Here is an 18982-nt window from a genome sequence, read left to right on the forward strand (position 1 = left end):
GTCGCGTGGGTGCAAAATGAGCTCAACGAAACACCCCGACAAATCCTCGGCGGCGCAACCCCACGTGAAATACTTAACGAACTATTCAAGCGTGGCGCATCCACCGCTTGATTCCGCCCATTTGAACTGAGCTTTTGGTATTCAACTTTTCTTGAGTGGACTATGTAAAGGGATATGACCAAAAGCAGGCTTGAAATCGAAGTCAAGATTAGACTGCTTAGAAGGCGATACCAGGTAAAGTCTGTCTGCCATGTAAAATATAGTAGACATAAGAGCGCTGTTTTACTTACGCCTAGAAACGTGGCGTGGGCAGTGCATATTTTTGTCTCGCGTCCGTACAGCTTCAATTTTTGTTTGCGAGGGTTGGTTGCAGACCAGAGAGAAACTTCATCTTGAGCGTTGATCACCTTTGAGGAGCGCTGTGCCGCAAGCCTCGCAAGCGAATCTTGAATGGCGCGAGCATTTCCCATTATCCGGTCTCTTCTTGCTAACCCCCATGGGAGCCGTAGTTGATGTAGAAGCATGCCACCTATTAATAAAACGGACAGCATGAGCAAATGAACGAGTGTTGTTGCTGAAGTTAGCTCTATCCAAAACTCTCCTACTGCAAAGCAATGCAATAGCAAGGAAGGATCTTCTGCGCATCGACTGCTATTAATTGCTGGGAGCATTGAATATGCGGAGCTCAGAGTAAACACGGTAAAGAGTGTGAGGCCTAAGCCCAAGTTGACTAATTCGCGGTGTTCGTGGCTGTAGTGTTTCTCCGCCTCCGGCCTTTCCAAATAGAGATAAATACCAGCTAAAACTGTCGTAATAGTTATGACCGTGGATAGGCTGAGCGGGTTTTCCGACGAAGAATAGATTTTAAAGGGGGAAAGTGACAGAAGGTGAGCACAAATAAGGCCCATCAGGATTACTCCTAGGCCAAAAAACCCTACACCTAAGAATGGTTCTAACCTCGAATTGGCGATTGGGAATATCTTCTGGATTGGTGTTTGTGGGTTCCAGACAATTGTCGCATCCCAAATAGTGTGGGAGCGGGTTTTACGATCTGCTGAGTTTGACATGAAATTCCGGCGGTGGAGAATCTGTTGAAAAGGAGGGCGCTCGGTAACAAGGACAACCCTGAGTAACTATCAGGGCACGACTAATTTTACAGTTCTAGAATCCCGAACGTCTGGGCCTGGAAAATAGAGTTTCTACCCGAGCTGAAACGTGGGGGCTTACCAATGATTTCAAGATTTTGAGTCCCTTGTAAAATTTCATTGCATGAAGAACTCGACTGACAGTTCAGAATTTCCCAACTCCTCCGAGCCCCCAAAGCTCCAGCCCAGCTCCTATATCCCGTTGATGTTCGCACTGCTTACTGCGGTGTTTGCGTTCCAGCTCAATGCGTCGATGCTCTCTCCAGCCTTGGCGACGATGGAAGACGAGTTGGGAGCTACCACCGCGCAGATCGGCCTGACGCAAACGGCATTCTTTACGGCCGCAGCATTGTTCTCACTATTCCTGCCGCGCTGGGGTGACCTCATCGGACGCAGGAAGGTCCTCGTTGGCATGATGGCGGTAGCTGCGCTGGGGTGCGTGGTATCAGCCATTGCGCCGAACGTCGCCGTGCTGCTTATTGGCCGCATTATTCAAGGCGTGGCAGGTCCTACGGTCCCACTGTGCTTGATTATGCTGCGCCAGCAAGTGCTCAATGAACAGCAGTACGCCCTGTTGCTGGGCATTGTGACCTCGGTAAACGGTGGTATTGCCGGCGTGGATGCGCTGGCCGGCGGCTGGCTGGCAGGCAACTTCGGCTACCGCTCGGTCTTTTGGACCATGGCAGTTCTGTGCGTCATTGCAGTAGTAGCGGTGCAGGTATTTACCAAGGAGTCCACGGCCACTGAAACCCCGCGCATGGATTGGGCAGGAGTTCTACCTCTGGCGGTGGCGCTGGGTTGCGTTCTCACTGCGTTCAACGAAGCCGGCAAGCTTGCTGAGGCCAATTGGTTCCTCGTCATCATCCTTCTCCTCATCGGTGCCGCCGGCTTCTGGGCCTTCTGGAATGTGGAGAAGAAGGTCGCCGATCCGCTCGTACCGGTGGCCTACCTCAAACAACGCCGCACGTGGGCACTGCTTTCTACCACGCTGCTCACCATGACCGGTGTCTTTGCCGTGATGAATGGCCTTATCCCTAACCTTGGCCAGGATGCAGATGCCGGCGCCGGAATTTCTGCCAGCGCCATTTCTTGGGTCACGCTCACCCCATACGCCCTCGCCGGCTTGGTCTTCGGCCCGATTGCCGGCTGGATGGCCTCCAAGTTGGGCTATAAATACGTCTTGCAAACCGGCCTCATCGGTACCGTCGTCGGCCTGATTATTTCTATCTTCGTGGTTGGTGCCCCGAACGCGTGGACCCTGCTTCTCGTCTCTATTTTCTTGGGCGTGACCTACGCGGGCATTGCCAATATCATGCTCAATGGCTTAGGAATTGTGCTCTCGCCGGCCGATAACCAGGGCTACCTGCCCGGCATGAACGCCGGCGCCTTCAACCTAGGCGCGGGCTTGTCCTTTGCAGTGCTGTTCGCGGTTTCCGGGTCTTTCGAGCATGGTTACCGCGCGGGCATGATTGCCGGCGTCATCATTCTGCTTGCAGCCCTAGCTTTGTCCTTCCGCATTCCACGACCGGAGTCCATCGGTGACACCGTGGCGGCCGTCAACGCCCGAAAGTAGGCTCGTGGCATGACGCGAAAAATCATTCTGGACTGCGACCCCGGCCACGATGACGCGGTGGCCCTGCTTCTAGCCATGGGCAACCCCACCATCGAGCTGCTGGGAATTACCACCGTGGGCGGCAACCAGACCTTGGATAAGGTCTCCCATAATGCCCTGGTGGTCAAGGAAATCGCTGGTCACCCGGAGATTCCCGTTTATGCCGGCTGCGACCGCCCACTCGTGCGCCCCGTCGAGGTTGCCGAGGCTATCCACGGCTCCACCGGCATGGACGTGGAAGGCGTCCAACTTCCGGACCCAAGCACCGCGCTTGCCGACGCCCACGCCATCGACTTCATCATCGACACCATCATGTCTCACGAGCCCGGCACCATCACCCTCGTGCCTACTGGGCCGCTAACTAATATTGCGATGGCCGCGCGCAAGGAGCCGCGCATCGTCGAGCGCGTCAAGGAAGTAGTCCTCATGGGCGGCGGCTATCACGAAGGCAATTGGTCCCCAGTCGCCGAGTTCAATATCAAGATCGATCCTGAGGCCGCCCACATCGTCTTTGAAGAGCCTTGGCCCGTCACCATGGTTGGTCTCGACCTCACCCACCAGGCGCTTGCCACCCTGGAGGTCGAAGCAGAAATCAAGGCTTTGGAGACCCCAGTCTCGGAGTTCGTCGTCGGCCTTTTCGGCTTCTTCCGCAAGGCCTACCAGGCTAACCAAGGCTTTGATAACCCGCCGGTCCACGACCCGTGCACCATCGCCTATCTCATCGATCCGGACATCGTCCAGACCCGCAAGGCACCTGTCCACGTCGAGCTTGCCGGCGCCCTTACCACTGGCATGACTGTCACCGATCTCCGCGAGCCTGCCGACGCCTCCTGCCACACCCAAGTCGCCACCACCCTCGACCACGCCGGTTTCTGGCGCCTGGTTACCGACGCCCTCAAAAACCTCGCCTAGGCCACCTTCGCCCCTCAAGCCATTCAACTTTCAGCCACGTTATGGCCCCTGAACCTCCAGTTCCAGGCCATAACGTGGCTCTAATTTGCCTCTGCACGATACTCGAATATTTACCGGTACTCTCTGACGAAAGTTGAATCATATCGGGAGGCTTAAAAATTTTCTTAGGGCCACAGGTTATTCTTATACAGGTAAGTTCTCTGTCCCGATCCCGCGTTAATGCAGAGCTGTAGTGGCAGGCATCTCTGCCATTTGAAGCGGATTTTGGAGTTTTCTTTTGAACAAGTACACAGTAAACCAGCAAACGGTGAGTGTCATTCTTGGCTGGATTGAAAGCAACAACATTGCTATCCCTGAAATGCAAAGGCCATTTGTATGGACCAGTAAGAAAGTCAGAGACCTGATGGATTCCCTCTATCGAGGTTTTCCTGTCGGGTATCTTATTACCTGGCAGTCTCAAGCGGCTCCTGTGAAAGGTGGTGGCAATGCAGGCTACCAACAGATTCTTATTGATGGGCAACAGAGGACCACGGCATTGCGAGCAGCGGTAGCCGGTGAACCAGTTATCAACAAGAACTTTGAGAAAAAGCGAGTAATTATCAGCTTTAATCCTCAATCTGAGGAGTTCGCGACTGCAACACCATTCCTGTTGCGCTCACCTGAATGGATTTACGATATTCACGAGTTCCTCAGGGGTGACGATGTTTTTGAAGCCCTCGATGACTACTTGTTGAAGAACCCAGAAGCGGATCGGCGCATTGTAGGTAAGAACTTGCAGCAATTAATGGGGATCAAAAATGCCCAGATCGGCATTATTTCTCTTAGCGATGAGCTCGATATTGAAACTGTCACCGAAATCTTTGTGCGCATTAACTCCAAGGGCGTCCCGTTGAGCAGTTCGGACTTTGTTATGAGCAAGATCAGTGCGCAGGGGGAGCAGGGGCGGAACTTGCGCAAGACTATTGACTATTTTGCGCATCTGGCTGTCAGTCCACAGTCGTTTGAGGAACTCGAACGAGATACTGAGTTCGTGAAGACTAAATTTTGGTCCAAGATTTCTTGGCTCAAGAATGACTCAGAAGATTTGTACGATCCTACTTATGTCGATCTGATTCGTGTTGCATCAATGGTTGCCTTCCGGCGCGGACAAATTAGTTATGTGGTTCGTGAGCTCAGCGGTTTAGACCCAGAAACTCGTAAGTTCGACCCAGAACGTATCCCTGTGGCGTATGACAAATTCGAGGATGCGTTACTCCGCACAGTAAACGAATATAACTTCAAGAAGTTTCTTACGGTCGTTAAATCTGCGGGATTTGTGAGTAACAAGCTCTTTAGCTCCGTCAATGCAGTGAACTTCGCGTACGCTCTTTTCCTAATCATGAGGGAAGACAAGTGTTCTGACTCGGAAGTTAGCTCCGTAGTACGCCGGTGGCTGGTAATGATGCTTCTCACCGGACGAGCTTCTGGAAGTTTTGAGAGTGGGTTTGAACGAGATCTAGCTCGAATTGCTCGGCATAGCGCTAAGGTCGCTCTGCAAGAAATTGAGCAGAGCGACCTCACTGATGCGTTTTGGGACTTCGGCTTACCTCAACGTTTGGAAACCTCGAGTATCAATAACCCACAGTTCCGTTCATTTTTGGCAGCCCAGGTGAAGGCGAAGGCACAGGCTTTCTTGTCCAAGCACTTCAGTGTGCACGATATGATCGAAATTCAAGGAGACATTCATCATCTCGTTCCGAAGGACTACTTGCGGAAAAATGGTGTGAATGACAAACGTGAATACAACCAAGTTGCGAATTACGCGATGACGGAAACAGCCGTTAATATCCGCATCGGTAACCGTCTACCCGCGGAGTATTTGGGTGAGGTGAAGACTCAAATCGCTAAGGGTGAGCCCACACTCGGAGAAATTGTTACAGAAGCTGAGCTTCGGAAGTCATTCGAAGAAAACGCAGTTCCCGAAAGCCTTTTTGAGGTGACAGTCGAGAACTTCGAAAGCTTCCTGGTAGAGCGTCGTAGATTGATGGCCAAGGCGCTGAAGGACTACTACTTTTCACTCTAATCCGATGTCTTAAGGAACATTGTTCTTCGGAAGACGGTCTTCACTAGCTCCATACAATGTGCCCTAGTGGTTTTAAATGCATTCGAGGTCACGCCTAGACTCGGAAGGGACACCACTAACCCAAGGAGCCACCATGAAGCAGCACCCTTTTCGCCACGTCGTTGTCATGGGAGTATCAGGCTCGGGCAAGACAACGGTGGGGGAAGCGCTCTCGCCGCTGGTTGGGCTGGAGTGTCGCGATGGTGATGATATGCACCCGCAGGCCAATATCGACAAGATGGCGGCGGGAACTCCGCTCAATGATGCGGATAGAGAGCCCTGGCTGAAACAGATTGGTCAGTGGTTGGCGGATAGGCCGGAAGGCGCGATGGTGGGCTGTAGCGCGTTGAAGCGGAAATACCGGGATCTTATTCGCCAGTACTGCCCGGGTGTGGTGTTTGTCCACGTGCACGGGGACTTTGATGTGCTGTATGAGCGCATGCAGCATCGGCCGGGGCACTTTATGCCGGCATCGCTTTTGCAATCGCAATTCGATACCTTGGAGCCGCTGGAAGATGACGAAACCGGCCGGGTCTTTGATGTGACACGGCCGGCGTCGGAAATTGCGGGCGATGCCGCAGCATGGATTAAAGCGGGTACTTAAAGCTGGCGCTAGAAGGCGGCTGCGGCGCCGTACATGACCAGGACTAGGGCGAAGCCGATAACGGAGATGAGCACCTGGTTGACGGTCCAGGTCTTAAGCGTGGTCATGGTGTCCATGCCCATGAGACGGCCGACGAGCCAGAAGCCGGAGTCATTGACATGGGAGCCGAAGACGGAACCGGCGGCGGTTGCAACAACGATAAGAGCGAGCTGGAGCTCGTTGAAGCCACCAGCTTCTACGGCTGGGACCATGAGGGCGGCAGCCGTAGTTAGCGCAACGGTCGCCGAGCCTTGGGCCAGGCGCAGGGCCACGGCGATGAGGTAGCAGGCCAGGATGACGGGGATGCCGAGGCCGGAAAGGGAATCAGCAAGCGCATCGCCAATCCCGGAGGTACGCAACACACCACCGAACATGCCGCCGGCACCGGTGATAAGCACGACCGAGCAGATGGGGCCGAGGGAGGAATCGACAAGCTTTTCCAACGCGGTCTTTTCTACGCCACGGCGCAGGCCCAAGACCACGAGCGCGACGAGGAGGGTAATCAGCAGGGCAATGGGGGTCTGGCCCAGCATGACAAAGAACCGTACCCACGCGGCGTCGGCGTCGATGGTGCCATAGGACGCCAAAGCATTGAGACCGGTGTTAAAGAAGATGAGCACCATGGGGATGAGCAGGATGGAAATCACCGTGGCGGCAGAGGCGGGTTTGTGAGGTTGCTCGTCCTCCGTGAGGAGGGGACCGGCGATGGCATCGGTTACCTTGATGGGGAATTTCTTACCGGAGAGCAGTCCAAAGCGGTAGCCGGAGATATACCAGGTGGGCAGGGCTAGGATGAGTCCGACTAAAAGAACGAGACCCATATCGGCGCCGTAGAATTCGCTGGCTGCAACGGGGCCCGGGTGCGGCGGCAGGTAGACGTGCATGACCGAGAATGCGCCAGCTGCCGGCAGACCGAAGGCAAGGACAGGGCCATTCAAGCGGCGAGCGACGGCGAAGATAACCGGCAGCATCACAATCAGGCCGGCATCGAAGAAAATGGGAAAGCCCATAATGAGCGACGCTAGGCCGAGTGCTAGGGGTGCTTTGGATTCGCCGAAGCGGCGGACCATGGCGTCGGCAAGCGATTTAGCGCCACCGGAAGCCTCCACCAGCCGACCGATCATGGCGCCCAAGCCTACGAGCAGTGCCACCGAACCTAGGGTGGAGCTAAAGCTCTCTGTCATGGTGGGCACGATTCCGTCGAGGGGAATGCCCGCAGCCAGCGCCGTGAGTGCCGAGACCACCAATAGTGTGAGGAAGGCGTGAAGCTTGAAATAGATGACCAACACCAAAATTACGGCGATGGCGGCCACCGCAATGCCCAGCAGCGGGCCGGTCGACAGGGTGGGTTTTCACGTATCCATGGGCGGACTCCTTTTCTAATGCAAACCTTTGAATAACGGCAACGTTAGCAGTAGGCCTGTGTGCCGCCTAAAACAATCGGATGAATGCGACCTACCCAACACGTAGCCGGGTAAAGACAGAAAAATCCCCTAGACACAGTGCTGGGCCTAGGGGAGAGGAGTCGTCGGGCGTTTAGTCGAACTGACCCTGGATAATAGCCGCCGCATCCAGCGGGGTCACATGGTAGGAGATGGGGTTCTGGTTAGCACCTGCCATGAGCGCGCCGGCGCAGGAGTGACCGGCGCCCATCATGTGGCCCAGCTCGTGAGCGATGGTGCCCTGGACTGCTTCTGGGTACTGGGCATTAGGAATCTTGATGAAGACCATCTTGTGATCCGGGTAAGCGGCACCCTGGACGTAGCCATTTGGGTCGGGCTTGAAGATGATGGCGATGGTGTCATCATCAGCCTCAGAAGGCTTAACTTCCTTCAGGGAAGCCTTGCCCTTGAGGGCCTTGTTCCACTCGGCAACCGCGGCATCCAGCTGCTTGCGGTACGGGAAGTTTTCAACCACCTTGTACTCCAGCACGCCATCTTTGAAGTACGGCTTTACGGAGTCTTCATCGTGGAGGATGGAAGGATCCGGGACCGGCTTGCCATCGTTGGCCAACTTGGTGATGGTCTTGCAGGTGCCTGGAGAAATGAGGGAGCGAACTGGGTCGCTCTTGGCGCTGGCGGCCGGTGCGGCGACGGTGCCGAGGATGGCTGTTGCAGCCAAAGTGGCGGCAGATAGCTTCTTGAAAGAAGGCATAGGCAGTGAATTACCTTTCGGTTGATTTTAAGGTTCGCTGAGTGCAATATTCCGAGCAATATCCGTAGTAAACGGCACTGCACGGGCGTCTTATGTGTGCGAGCATATATCAGTTTCTTATCTTCTGCAAAGGGAAAAATAAGAATCTAAGGTGTCAACTGCCTATTTGCTGCTTCTAGTTCAGGCGCTGCCCGGTGGTGGTGCTAAATAGATGCACTCGGTCCGGGTCGGGGGAAACGTAGAAAGTATCGCCCACCGCATAGCGGCCGCGGGCATTGACCAGGATGCCGGTCTGACCGCCCATGCGGGTAGAGGACTTAAGGATGCCATCGGCGGAGCTGCTGCCCGCGGCGTCGTTCAGGTCGCCATAAACGTAGGTCTGGTTACCCAGTTCCTCGATATGCGCGACAGTAAACTTTGCCCCACCGTTGCCGGTATCGCTTAACTGCCAGTCTTCAGGGCGGATGCCCACGGTGACAGTCTCAACGCCATCGAAGTTGTAATTGGCCAAGTTGATGGGGGTAGAGCCGATACGCAGCTCCGAGGAGTTATGGGATAGGTCGTAGATATTCATCGCCGGGGAGCCAATGAATCCGGCGACAAAGACGTTCTGCGGGCGGTCATAAATGGTACGGGTGGTATCCACCTGCTGTAGGACGCCGGCGTTGAGAACTGCGACGCGGTCACCCATGGTCATCGCCTCCGTCTGGTCATGGGTGACGTAGACGGTGGTGGTGCCAAGGCGGCGCTGCAGGTTAGAGATCTGCGCGCGGGTGGATACGCGCAGCTTGGCATCCAAGTTGGACAAGGGCTCGTCCATGCAGAATACGGCTGGCTCGCGCACGATGGCGCGTCCCATAGCTACGCGCTGGCGCTGGCCGCCGGAAAGATTGGCGGGCTTGCGGTCCAGCAAATCTTCCATCTGCAGGATCTTCGCAGCCTCTTGCACGCGAGACTTAATCTCGCTTTTAGGGACCTTGCGGTTTTCCAGTGCGAAAGACATATTCTGCGCTACGGACATATTGGGGTAGAGCGCATAGTTTTGAAAGACCATGGCCACGTCGCGGTCCGAGGGGCTCACCCCGGTGACGTCCTTACCACCGATACGAATGGAGCCGCGGTCGGTGGGCTCGAGGCCGGCGAGCATACGCAGGCTGGTGGACTTACCGCAGCCGGAGGGGCCGACAAGGACCAAGAATTCGCCGTCAGCAATATCGAGGTTGAGGCGGTCAACGGCGGGGCGCTTAGCATCCTTGGAGTAGATGCGGCTTGCGCCATCGAAGGTGACAGTAGCCATGGTTACCTTTCAGAATGTAGTGAGGGGAGGAGGGCGCCAGGGGGAGCCTACTTATTGATGACGGTCTTGACCTGGTTGTCATAAATGGACTGCAGGGTCTTTTGCAGGTCTGTAAGCACCTTGGTGACGTCATCGCGGTTGGTGACAATCTTTTCGAAAGCACCACCAATCTCCTGGTCCGCGCCGGGCAGGAAGACACGGGCATTATCCTGCGGGCGAGTCTCCGGAAGTTGCTTGATGGCGGTTTCGAAGTTCGGGTTTTCTTCCATGAACTTCTTCTGGTCTTTGTTGTCTATCGCGGTGGAGCGCACCGGCATATAGCCCACGTTCTGGGACCAGTAGCAGGTGTTTTCCTCATTGGTGATGAAGTCGATGAGCTTAATTGCAGCCAACTGGCGGTTCTTGCTGATGCCAGCTGGGATGGCAAGGCCAGCACCACCGGTAGGGCAGGCGCCCTCGCCAGTCGGGTTAGGCAGGAAGGCGGTACCGAGCTCGAATTTGGCGGTATCGGTCAGGCCTGCCAGGTCACCGGTGGACAGCACAGTCGCGGCTGCGCGGCCGGTGCCGAACTCCATGGCCATGTCATTGCCCACGTAGGAGTAGCCCTTCTTTTCATCGGTGATGTCTTTGAGCCACTCGACGGCCTTGATGGTCTTGTCATCGGTGAACTTCAAGTCCCACTCATCGGAGTAGGCACCGCCCTTGGACCACAGTGGGCCTTGGAAGATCCAGCCCAGGTAGTCCACGGCATCGCCCCAGCCAAATGGCTTCATCTTGGAATCGGCCGCGGCGAGCTTCTTGGACCACTCGTCCATCTCATCCCAGGACTTCGGGCCGCGGTCAGGCAGACCGGCCTTCTTCCACGCATCCTTGTTGTAATAGAACAACGGCGTGGAACGAGCGAAAGGAAGCGCAAAGTGGCCGCCGTCGTAGTTGTAATCCTCGTAGAGTGGCTGCACATAGGTAGACAGGTCGATGCCGGCTTCCTTCGCCAGGTCATCCACGTTGGCGATCTGGCCGTTGATGGCAAAGTTGTACCACCAGACGTCGGAAAGCACCACGATGTCCGGTAGATCTTGGCCGGTGAGCGCGGCGTTGAATTTCTGTGCAGCCTCTTCGTAGTTCTTGCCGGCATCAACGAGGTTGACCTTGATATCAGGATTCTCCTTTTCAAAGCGGGAGATGATTTCCTTCTCAATGTCCTTAGACGTGCCCGGGTGGTTGGACCACCAGGTCAATTCGGTGACTTCACCATCGCCGCCTTTGTCTTTACCGCCTTGTGGGTTAGTAGAAGAGGTGCCGGCGCAAGCGGCGAGAGTGGTGGCAGATGCGGCTGTGGTAGCAAGGGCGAGGAATGTGCGGCGTAGCATGTAGTTCTCCTGAAAAATCCTGGTTAAGGGGGGGGAAATAAAGTATGTGGAAACGGCGAGCGTGGGTGGGGTAGAAGTCCTTCTATCCCTTGACGGCGCCAGTGGTCAGGCCTTGAATCATGTACTTTTGCAAGGCTAGGAAGATGATCACCATCGGGATGATGGTGAGGATGGTGGCGGCCATAACCGGACCCCAGTTGGTCACGCCATCGTTGTTTTGCAGCATGGTCAGACCCACCTGCAGTGGGGCAACGTCCTCAGTATCGGCCATGAGGAATGGCCACAGGTAGGTATTCCATTCATTGACCATGGTGATGACGGAAAACGCGGTCAGCGTTGGCCAAGAGACCGGCAGGAGCACCTTGGTAAGCAGGCGGATGGGGCCGGCGCCGTCCATACGGGCGGCTTCCACCAGCTCATAGGGCAGGGATAAAAAGTGGTTGCGCATGAGGAAGGTGCCGAAAGCCACGCCGGCCAGCGGCACGATGATGCCCACGAAGGTATTGCGCCAGCCCAAGGAATTGACCAAGGCGTAGTTAGAAATGACGGTGATCTCGCTGGGCACCATGAGTGAGGAAATGACCAACAAGAACACCAGATGGCGGCCTGGGAAGCGCAGGATGGCCAGCGCATAGGCAGAGATGACACCAAGCACAATCTTGATGATGGACAGCACTGCGGTAATGACTACCGAGTTGCGCAGGTAGGTCCAGAAAGGCACGCGGGTGGTGGCATCGGAGTAATTCTCAGTCTCCCATACCGGCGGCAGCCAGTTGACCGGATCCGTATAAATATCGCCCTTGGCCTTGAAAGAGGTCATGAGGATCCAAAAGAGCGGGAGACCAATAAGGAGCAGTACCGCGAGGATACCCAAATAGCCGCCGACGAGCTTGGCGCGACGGGTGGTGGGGGATTCATCCGTGACCATGTGAAGGGTTGAAGTAGCCATAGTGGGTTAACCTCGCTTATCCATGATGCGTACCTGGATCAGGGTGATGATGAGCAGGATCAGGAACAAGATGGTGGCGGCAGTCGCACCGTAGCCGGCGCGGAAGTTGACGAAGGTCTCGTTATAAATCTGGAAGACCAGCGTCTGCGTGCCATTGCCCTGTGGGCCGCCACGGGTCATGACGTTGATGATGTCGAAGACCTGCACGGAGTTAAGAAGCACCGTGATGGAAAGGAAGAAGGTCGTATTGCGCAGCTGCGGCATGGTCACACGCCAGAATTTGCGCCAGCGTCCGGTGCCGTCGATAGCGGCGGCTTCATCCAGTTCCTTGTCTAGGCCTTGGAGCGCGGCTAGATAAATGACAAAGGTATATCCAAGGTTTTTCCACACGAAGGTGAACGTCACCATGAACATCGCCCAACCTGGCACGGCATAGAAATTCGGGGAGTCGATGCCGAACCAGCCCAGCATGTCCTGGATGAGGCCAAAGTTCGGGTCAAAGACGAATTGGAAGGCGATACCAATGGCCGCGCCAGAGATGGCATAGGGCGCGAAGACCACCGAGCGTGCAAAGTTGCGGCCCTTAATGTTCTGGTTGAGCAGCAATGCCAGTGCTAGACCAATGACCATGGAGCCAATGACCGCAAAGAATGTAAATACCACAGTGTTGAGCACGATGGTCTTCGTATCCTCGCGGCTAAACCACTCCACATAATTGTCCAAGCCTACAAAGGTGGAGGTAGGGCTGGAAATATTCCAATTGAAAAAGGATAGCCGGATATTATCCAGCAGCGGCCGGTAAGTAAATACAGCCAGCAGGATCAGGTTCGGCGCTAAAAGCGCTGCGGCCAGCAGCCATTCCTTGTGGCGATTGCGCGCTGCTTTGCGCACCAGCGCCGCAGAATCACTGGGGTTTTCCGTGTGGGCGGGACGGGCGATGGTAGTGCCTGAGTTGCCGCCACTGAGAGAGTCTTCCTGAAAGGTCACTCGGTCAATCTAGGGTGGACGGGTGAAGCCCAGATACATGAAAAACAAACAATCAGTGAATTATTAATGTCCGATGGGTTAAAAGTGGATGCGTCATCAAATTTTTTTAAAAACTCCAGCTCAGCGGGTCGTGGTGCCTGTCTCTTTGCCATAAAACTATGGCTGGCATTACAAAAAATGCCTTGCTTGCCGACGCCCACCTTCCTCCCCCCTCTCTACACTGGCACCCATATTCCACCGCAATTCCACAAGGAGGAAGCAATGTCTGTCCGCACTGTCTGCAGCAACTATGACTCCGTCAAAATTTGGCAGGAGCCACTTTATAAGGACCTGCATCAGCACCCGGAGCTATCGATGCAGGAGGAGCGCACGCTTGGCATCATCAAGGGCAAGCTTGCTGACCTCGGGTTTGAACAAGTGGATGTAAGCGGTGGCGTGGTTGGCATCTTAGAAAATGGTGCCGGGCCAACTGTCATGCTGCGCGCGGATTTTGATGGCCTACCAGTCAAGGAAGACACTGGCCTGGATTATGCCTCCACCGATACCGCCCTTGACTCGGATGGAAACCCCATATCCGTCATGCACGCCTGCGGTCACGATTCGCACGTGGCCAGCCTGCTGGGCATGGGTGCGCTCATGGCGCAGGCCACCGACCAGTGGTCCGGCACCCTGCAACTAATTTTCCAACCGGGCGAGGAAATCGCCGCCGGTGCCCAGTCCATGGTGGATGACGGTCTGGTAGATAAGGTAGCAACTCCCGATGTTGTCCTAGGCCAACATGTTTTTGCTAGCCAATTTCCTGCTGGCACCGTTGCTCTTGCCGCAGGACCCTTCATGTCCACCGCGGTAAGTCTGGATGTCAAGGTTTATGGCCAAGGCTCGCACGGTTCCATGCCACACCTCAGCGTCGATCCAGTGGTGTTGGCCAGCTCCATTGTGATGCGCCTTCAGACAGTCATTTCCCGCGAACTAAGCCCTTCCGAGTTTGGCGTGTTGACCGTGGGTGCTATCAATGCCGGTTCGAAGGCAAATATCATTCCTTTTGAGGCTAACCTGAAGATCAACGTGCGTGCCTATAGCGAGCAAGTACGCGACAAAATCTCCGGCGCTATCGAGCGCATCGTCAACGCCGAGTGCCAGGCTGCCGGTAGCCCTCAGCCTGCTGAATTTAACTATCACGATGCCTACCCGCTTACCAGCAATGATGACGAGACCACGGCGCGGCTCCAGAAAGCCTTCACATCCTACTTCGGCGCCGACCGCGTTCTTACCGCAGAACCCCTCACGGCCAGTGAGGATTTCTCCACCATTGCGCGTGCCTTTGGGGTTCCCTATTGCTTCTGGGTATTTTCCGGCCGCGAAGAGGGAAAAGATGTTCCCAACCACAGCCCGCACTTCGCCCCGCTGCTCCAACCCACATTGCGCACTGGCACCGAAGCACTTGCTGCCGCTGCATTGAGCTATCTGGGCAACGACTAAGCGGGAAACTGTACATGGCCGCACGGTTCTTAAAAGATGTGCGGCCATTGCTGCTGGCATCCGGGCTATGGGGGAGTAGTTCATAGCCGCCAAGTCTGGTGAGTTTTCTCTATGCAAGGTTTTCCTGCGTCCACCGTTTCTTAGTGCAATTAACCGGCAGACCCCTAAAACAGCTCCAACGCCCGGGCCTCACTTGGGGCCGCAGGGCGCTGGAACTGGTTCTCTCTATCTCTCTTGCGTTCTCTCAAACGCATGAACTTAAGATAACTCCCTAGCCTGCTACAGGCCTGCGTTTTACCTGTGAGTATTGTGGTAATGGGGTGGAAATCGCCATATAAACGCGCAGACCAGCCCACGGTGTAAAAGGCGGCGACCTCTAGGTCGATGAAGAACTATTCATAGGGGTGCGGTTCTGCGTAGGATTCTAGGTAAAACTAAAAGTGTGTTCTCGGGCTTCGGTTGGGGTCGAGAAGCCTTTAAATAGGCGCTAAAACCGTGTCAGAGGAGGAGATGTGTCGCAACAATTTGATCCAGAATTGCACCGGCAAATGGGCGTGGAAGCGGATGTTGTCTTGCGGGTGGGAATGCTCCTAATGGGTGCCGGCACTTCTGGTTACCGTGTTTTAAGGGGGATGAAACGCAGTGCGCGAGCTTTGGGGTTTGACCACTTAGATGCCACAGTGGGTTTGACGCAGATTACTTGTACGTTCCACCGCGGGGAATATTTCAGGACAGTGATTGCCCGGCAACATTCTCCTGCGGTTGATGCTTCGCGGATAGAAGCCTTAGAAGACCTGACCCATAATCGGCTCTATGCGGGGATTACTGCCCAAGAATTGGCCGCAAAGCTGGATGTTATTGAGTTTGGAGTCAAAAAGCGCTGGAGCGGTTTAGTTCTTTCTTTTGCCGCCGCGATCGCGTGCGCGGCGTTTGCGTATCTTAACTGTTTCCCGCTAGAAGCGGTGGGGTTGGTGGCTCTAGCGGCGTTTGCAGGCCAGTTTGTGCGGTACACGGTTCTCCACCGGCACGTCCATCAAATCGGGGGAGTAATTGCTGGCGGGGCAACGGCAAGTATCGTTTTCTTCCTTTTAACGGAATTTTTTGGTGCGATAGGCTCAGTGGCTCCGAGTGAATTGTCCTCGGGCGTGGTAGCAGCGGTTTTATTCTTGATCCCCGGATTTCCTCTTTTCTCTGCTTTGATCGACATTGCGCGTTTTGATTTGGACGCAGGAATAGTCAGGTTAGGGTACGCCTTCACTGTTATATTTACAGCGACTTTCACAGTCTCGATGGTTAGCTGGTTGACACAACTTACCCCTGATCCGCCCGCCCCTGCACAGGATATGAAGTGGTTTTTGTTGGCGCCGGTCGCAAGTTTTCTGGGAATTGCTGGCTTTGCCTTTCTTTTCAACTCTTCCCGCCGCATGGTTTTGGTGGCAGCGTGTGTCGGAACGGTGGCAAACGAGCTCCGTTTGATCCTCATTCACGCAGGTACAACTATTTTCTTTGCGGCATTCGTGGGAGGACTATTGATTGGGCTGCTAGGTGCGGTTGCTTCTAAAAAGGCGCGCCTTCCTCGTATTACAACGACCGTTCCGGCTGCCGTGATTATGATTCCGGGGGTGACAATGTTTCGAGCAGTGTTTTATTTGAATGACGGTCAAATGGATCAAGCTTTGGCAAACGTTGCGACAGGAATGATGGTGGTTGGTTCTATTGGCGCCGGATTGGTGTTTTCTCGCCTGCTAACTGATAAGGATTGGGCATTGGGCCGACTTATTGATTTTGATAAAAAAATTCCGCAGAAGCCCTCTACAGCATGAAGTTAGGGTCTTAACTGGGAAAACGCCTGTGGCCCCCACTTCCTTTCGGAACTGGGGGCCACAGGCGTCTCTCTCACTGTTTCCATATATCGGCATGTGCCGCCCTGTGGAAACTGCAGGGGGTTCTCTCTATCTCTCTCATATGCGCTCTCTCAAACGCACGATCTCAGTATGGGGCACTGTGCTGTAGTGTCCATGAGGCTCGGCTGTTGGGTGGCTGTTAATGGCTGGGAGGGGATGGATAAGGCGCTGACAAGCGTAACAATTGTGGGGGAGTGCAATATTGGCGCATAAAAGTGACGTACACCATAAGTTGATTCTGTAGGGTTGAGGGCATGCGCGCAGCGGGCCTGCGCCGTTTTCAACTGCTTGTATAGCTACAGAATTGAGGTGAGGAGCATGTCTCCTCTCACTTCCCAACCCCCAGCCAATGATGCCGTGCCGGCACAGGTGGAAGATACAGAAGAAACAAAACGCCAGCATCGCTCGGCCATAAAGGCAGCGTTTATAGGCACCTTCATTGAGTGGTTCGATTACGCAGCCTATATCTATATGTCCGCGATTATCTCCCGAGTCTTTTTCCCGGAGATGGAAGGCCGCCGTGCCCTGATTATGACGTTTGCGCTCTTTGCGCTGTCATTCTTGGTGCGGCCTTTGGGTGGCATCGTATGGGGTCACTTCGGTGATAAACACGGACGCATCCAGACCCTAACGGTCTCCATTGTGATGATGTCCCTGGCTACCGCGTGCATCGGTTTCCTTCCTGGCTATGCCACCATCGGCTTCGCCGCGTCCCTTTTGCTGCTGCTGTGCCGCATGGTGCAGGGTTTTTCGGCAGCCGGTGAGTATGCAGGCGCGGCCACGCACTTGGCCGAGATCGCTCCGGCCGGCAAGCGCGGCATATATTCCGCGGTGGTGCCGTCCGCTACGGCTTCCGGCTTGTTGCTGGGCTCGCTCATTGCCTCGTTGCTGACGGGCGTGCTCGACGATGCCGCCTTGGATTCCTGGGGCTGGCGCGTGCCTTTCTTGATTGCGTTGCCTTTGGGCATGTACGGTCTGTGGATTCGCCGTCATACGGAGGAGTCCTCCCACTTTGAGGATCAGGATGAACCGGAAGAATCTCCGTTGCGGGAGGTGCTCAAGTATCCCAAGGCCTTGGCCATTGCCTTTGCTGGTGCGGTGCTCAACGCCATTGGCTTCTACGTCATTTTGACCTACCTGCCCACCTACCTCTCAGAAGAGTTGGGTATGGCCGCAACCCCGGCGTTTATAGCGTCCTCTGTTGCCTCCGCATTCTATGTGGGCTTTGCCTTGCTTACCGGCATGCTTTCGGACCGCCTGGGCCGCCGCACGACCATGCTGTGCGCGGCCGCTTTTATGGGCGTGACTATCATTCCGGCCTTTATGCTTCTCGACGGCGCCGGAATCCTCCTCGTCATTATCATTCAGGTCTGCTTGGGTGGCGTGCTGGCGCTCAACGACGGCGTCCTGCCCTCCTTCCTTTCCGAGCAGTTCCCCACGCACGTCCGTCTATCCGGTTTCGCTCTGACGTTTAATACGGCCAATGCTGTCTTTGGCGGTACTGCTCCGATGATCGCCACCTGGCTTATTGATGTCACTGGTCTGCAGCTTGCCCCTGCTTTCTATTTGGTGGCTGCGGCGCTGGTGACTGGAACCGCGGTGCTATTCGCGTCGAAAAAGAATAAGCTGCACCAGTAGCGCTTAAGACAAAAGATAAAACGCCTGCGGCCCTCGGAACCGGAAGGAACCGAGGGCCGCAGGCGTCTCTCTCTACAAGGTGTTTCCATGTATCGGCCTAAGCCGCCCTCTGGAAACTGAGGGGTTCTCTCTATCTCTCTCGTATGCGCTCTCTCAAACGCATGATTTAAGTATGGGGCACGGGGCTGCTACCACAATGGATTGTGCCTGATAGGTCCCTGCTAGTTGCTGAAAGTTTTCTGCTAGCCCATTTGTGACTTAGTAGTCATAACTTTCGGCAGTATTTGCATCCGCGCCAATGCGTTGCAGGTGTGTGCGGCGCTTTAAGCGGATGGCCGGGCGGGCTGCCATGCCGAGGCTGCCCAGGAGGTAGAAGACGGTAGCGACCATCGACAAGCCGGCAAGCGTTAACACCGAGCCGAGGATAAACACCACGGAGATGGCGATATCATTGGCGATGGAAAACGTCTCGTATTTGTTTTTAATTTTGATTTCGTTATTCTGCCCGAGCTTGATTTTTAGGTCGGGGTCCTTTTCCTGTTCTGACATGATGCCTCCCACCTTGCCAGACAGGAAAAGTGCTTGTCGAACCACGTTTTGTGGGATTATTGGAACATTCCCCAGATAGTGGCAAAGAGCACGATAAAGCCCATGACCGCCACGAAATAGTTGGCGGAATCAAGCGGTGGATGCGCCACGCTTGAATAGTTCGTTAAGTATTTCACGTGGGGTTGCGCCGCCGAGGATTTGTCGGGGTGTTTCGTTGAGCTCATTTTGCACCCACGCGACAT

At 55.0% G+C, this 18982-nt stretch carries 15 protein-coding genes; 7 read left to right on the plus strand and 8 right to left on the minus strand.

What is annotated here, in order from left to right; all coding sequences use genetic code 11:
• Positions 1–1350 precede the first annotated feature (1350 nt).
• The 4 genes from uriT (at position 1351) to MHK04_RS11685 (ending at position 6374) form a co-directional block, all read left to right on the plus strand.
• On the plus strand, positions 1351–2718 hold the full coding sequence (gene uriT / locus MHK04_RS11670; RefSeq protein WP_239208895.1) for a uridine transporter UriT: 1368 nt from the start codon (positions 1351–1353) through the stop codon (positions 2716–2718).
• Positions 2719–2727: 9 nt separating this feature from the next.
• On the plus strand, positions 2728–3669 hold the full coding sequence (gene uriH / locus MHK04_RS11675) for a uridine-preferring nucleoside hydrolase UriH (protein ID WP_239205966.1): 942 nt from the start codon (positions 2728–2730) through the stop codon (positions 3667–3669).
• Positions 3670–3976: 307 nt separating this feature from the next.
• Complete coding sequence (locus MHK04_RS11680; protein ID WP_239208889.1) at positions 3977–5731, plus strand: GmrSD restriction endonuclease domain-containing protein; 1755 nt, start codon at positions 3977–3979, stop codon at positions 5729–5731.
• Positions 5732–5864: 133 nt separating this feature from the next.
• Positions 5865–6374 carry a gluconokinase gene (locus tag MHK04_RS11685; protein ID WP_239205962.1) on the plus strand — a complete coding sequence of 170 codons (510 nt, stop codon included), beginning with the start codon at positions 5865–5867 and terminating at the stop codon, positions 6372–6374.
• 8 nt (positions 6375–6382) lie between these two features.
• On the opposite strand, the gene MHK04_RS11690 is transcribed toward MHK04_RS11685, so the two are convergent.
• The 6 genes from MHK04_RS11690 to MHK04_RS11715 all read right to left on the minus strand — a co-directional run bounded on the left by MHK04_RS11690 (position 6383) and on the right by MHK04_RS11715 (position 13170).
• Positions 6383–7732 carry a GntP family permease gene (locus MHK04_RS11690; protein ID WP_411350914.1) on the minus strand — a complete coding sequence of 450 codons (1350 nt, stop codon included), beginning with the start codon at positions 7730–7732 and terminating at the stop codon, positions 6383–6385.
• 217 nt (positions 7733–7949) lie between these two features.
• On the minus strand, positions 7950–8567 hold the full coding sequence (locus MHK04_RS11695; RefSeq protein WP_023020746.1) for a zinc metalloprotease: 618 nt from the start codon (positions 8565–8567) through the stop codon (positions 7950–7952).
• Positions 8568–8742: 175 nt separating this feature from the next.
• Positions 8743–9864 (minus strand): ABC transporter ATP-binding protein, encoded by a 1122-nt coding sequence (locus tag MHK04_RS11700; RefSeq protein WP_023027821.1) that lies wholly within the window; start codon positions 9862–9864, stop codon positions 8743–8745.
• Positions 9865–9911: 47 nt separating this feature from the next.
• Positions 9912–11234: an ABC transporter substrate-binding protein gene (locus MHK04_RS11705; protein WP_239205958.1), complete on the minus strand. Its 1323-nt coding sequence runs from the start codon at positions 11232–11234 to the stop codon at positions 9912–9914.
• Between the two features lie 82 nt (positions 11235–11316).
• On the minus strand, positions 11317–12162 hold the full coding sequence (locus tag MHK04_RS11710) for a carbohydrate ABC transporter permease (RefSeq protein ID WP_034656258.1): 846 nt from the start codon (positions 12160–12162) through the stop codon (positions 11317–11319).
• Positions 12163–12189: 27 nt separating this feature from the next.
• Positions 12190–13170 (minus strand): carbohydrate ABC transporter permease, encoded by a 981-nt coding sequence (locus MHK04_RS11715; protein WP_239208891.1) that lies wholly within the window; start codon positions 13168–13170, stop codon positions 12190–12192.
• Positions 13171–13431: 261 nt separating this feature from the next.
• On the opposite strand from MHK04_RS11715, the gene MHK04_RS11720 reads away from it, so the two are divergent.
• The 3 genes from MHK04_RS11720 to MHK04_RS11730 all read left to right on the plus strand — a co-directional run bounded on the left by MHK04_RS11720 (position 13432) and on the right by MHK04_RS11730 (position 18191).
• Positions 13432–14649 carry an amidohydrolase gene (locus MHK04_RS11720; protein WP_239208893.1) on the plus strand — a complete coding sequence of 406 codons (1218 nt, stop codon included), beginning with the start codon at positions 13432–13434 and terminating at the stop codon, positions 14647–14649.
• A 548-nt stretch (positions 14650–15197) separates the two neighbouring features.
• A complete protein-coding gene (locus tag MHK04_RS11725; protein WP_034656263.1) occupies positions 15198–16472 on the plus strand; it encodes a threonine/serine exporter family protein in 1275 nt (424 codons plus the stop codon).
• Between the two features lie 399 nt (positions 16473–16871).
• Positions 16872–18191 (plus strand): MFS transporter, encoded by a 1320-nt coding sequence (locus MHK04_RS11730; RefSeq protein WP_023020753.1) that lies wholly within the window; start codon positions 16872–16874, stop codon positions 18189–18191.
• A gap of 258 nt (positions 18192–18449) precedes the next feature.
• On the opposite strand, the gene MHK04_RS11735 is transcribed toward MHK04_RS11730, so the two are convergent.
• Together MHK04_RS11735 and MHK04_RS11740 are read right to left on the minus strand one after the other, a co-directional pair.
• Positions 18450–18740 (minus strand): YrhK family protein, encoded by a 291-nt coding sequence (locus tag MHK04_RS11735; protein ID WP_234288124.1) that lies wholly within the window; start codon positions 18738–18740, stop codon positions 18450–18452.
• A gap of 56 nt (positions 18741–18796) precedes the next feature.
• On the minus strand, positions 18797–18982 hold a 186-nt coding region (locus MHK04_RS11740; RefSeq protein ID WP_239227077.1), incomplete at its 5' end, for a hypothetical protein.

This window comes from Corynebacterium nasorum, from assembly GCF_022345765.1.
Lineage (GTDB): Bacteria > Actinomycetota > Actinomycetes > Mycobacteriales > Mycobacteriaceae > Corynebacterium > Corynebacterium kefirresidentii.

Coding starts and splice junctions, on each gene's coding strand:
- uriT (WP_239208895.1), top strand. CDS start 1,351: ATGTTCGCACTGCTTACTGCGGTGTTTGCGTTCCAGCTCAATGCGTCG.
- uriH (WP_239205966.1), top strand. CDS start 2,728: ATGACGCGAAAAATCATTCTGGACTGCGACCCCGGCCACGATGACGCG.
- MHK04_RS11685 (WP_239205962.1), top strand. CDS start 5,865: ATGAAGCAGCACCCTTTTCGCCACGTCGTTGTCATGGGAGTATCAGGC.
- MHK04_RS11695 (WP_023020746.1), bottom strand. CDS start 8,567: ATGCCTTCTTTCAAGAAGCTATCTGCCGCCACTTTGGCTGCAACAGCC.
- MHK04_RS11700 (WP_023027821.1), bottom strand. CDS start 9,864: ATGGCTACTGTCACCTTCGATGGCGCAAGCCGCATCTACTCCAAGGAT.
- MHK04_RS11705 (WP_239205958.1), bottom strand. CDS start 11,234: ATGCTACGCCGCACATTCCTCGCCCTTGCTACCACAGCCGCATCTGCC.
- MHK04_RS11710 (WP_034656258.1), bottom strand. CDS start 12,162: ATGGTCACGGATGAATCCCCCACCACCCGTCGCGCCAAGCTCGTCGGC.
- MHK04_RS11720 (WP_239208893.1), top strand. CDS start 13,432: ATGTCTGTCCGCACTGTCTGCAGCAACTATGACTCCGTCAAAATTTGG.
- MHK04_RS11725 (WP_034656263.1), top strand. CDS start 15,198: ATGGGCGTGGAAGCGGATGTTGTCTTGCGGGTGGGAATGCTCCTAATG.
- MHK04_RS11730 (WP_023020753.1), top strand. CDS start 16,872: ATGTCTCCTCTCACTTCCCAACCCCCAGCCAATGATGCCGTGCCGGCA.
- MHK04_RS11735 (WP_234288124.1), bottom strand. CDS start 18,740: ATGTCAGAACAGGAAAAGGACCCCGACCTAAAAATCAAGCTCGGGCAG.